Consider the following 255-nt stretch of genomic DNA (forward strand, 5'->3'; position numbering starts at 1 on the left):
TAGTTTGCCACCGAATAAACAAGCAAAAGTGCTTAGTAGCGCAGATGTTCCGATGTTTGTTGATTGGGCTCATGATGCGAAGAAAGTGAATTATACCAAGTTGTTCGCTGCTGAGTTTATTTGGCATAGTCAAAAATGCTCTTTGGCAAAGGTATTTAAAGAGATTGAACCTGAATGGAAAGCTGCGTTTCAATCGATGGGAGGCAAGGTTCAAGACTTGAAGATCGTGAGTGATTCTCTCAATAGGTTGTTGCC

The 255-nt window shown here is 41.2% G+C and carries 1 pseudogene; it reads left to right on the forward strand.

From position 1 onward, the window contains the following. Nucleotides 1-255 (forward strand): annotated as a pseudogene (locus J3L11_RS19205) (hypothetical protein); the annotation flags it as partial.

It is taken from the genome of Shewanella sp. 4t3-1-2LB (assembly GCF_017368415.1).
GTDB lineage: Bacteria > Pseudomonadota > Gammaproteobacteria > Enterobacterales > Shewanellaceae > Shewanella > Shewanella fodinae.